This window comes from Alcaligenes sp. EGD-AK7, assembly GCF_000465875.3.
GTDB lineage: Bacteria > Pseudomonadota > Gammaproteobacteria > Burkholderiales > Burkholderiaceae_B > Alcaligenes > Alcaligenes phenolicus.
Genome location: NZ_AVOG02000064.1, coordinates 1 through 512, shown reverse-complemented (window position 1 = coordinate 512; position 512 = coordinate 1). Strand labels below are relative to the sequence as shown.

Here is a 512-nt window from a genome sequence, read left to right as displayed (position 1 = left end):
GACCATGAACAGATCCTGCTCGGCGGCGCCGGCCTGTTCGACGCGGTGGAGCAGGTCAGCCGCGAACAATGGCGGCTGTACGTCGAACGACTGGCCCTGGCCGAGCGTTATCCGGGCATCCAGGGCGTCGGCTTCACCCAGGCCATCCGTCCAGCTGAGCGAGCCGCCCATGTGGCGCGCATCCGCTCCCAGGGCTTTGCCGATTACGACATCCACCCAGCTGGCGAGCGCGAGCTGTACACCTCGATCATCTTTCTGGAACCGTTCAGCGGGCGCAACCTGGCGGCCTTCGGCTACGACATGTACGCCGAACCGATACGTCAGCAGGCCATGCAGCGCGCGGCGCAGCTCGGCGAGACCAGCATCACCGGCAAGGTGACGCTGGTACAGGAGACCCATGGCACGGTCCAGGCCGGGGTGCTGCTCTATGTGCCCGTGTATCGCCCGCACCTGCCGACAAGCACGCCGGACGAGCGCATGCAGGCGCTGCTCGGCTTCGTCTACAGCCCCTA

1 protein-coding gene is annotated in these 512 nt (G+C 66.6%); it reads left to right on the top strand.

What is annotated here, in order from left to right:
* A partial coding sequence (locus N879_RS16950; protein ID WP_031233002.1) for a CHASE domain-containing protein occupies positions 1 to 512 on the top strand: 512 nt, incomplete at both ends.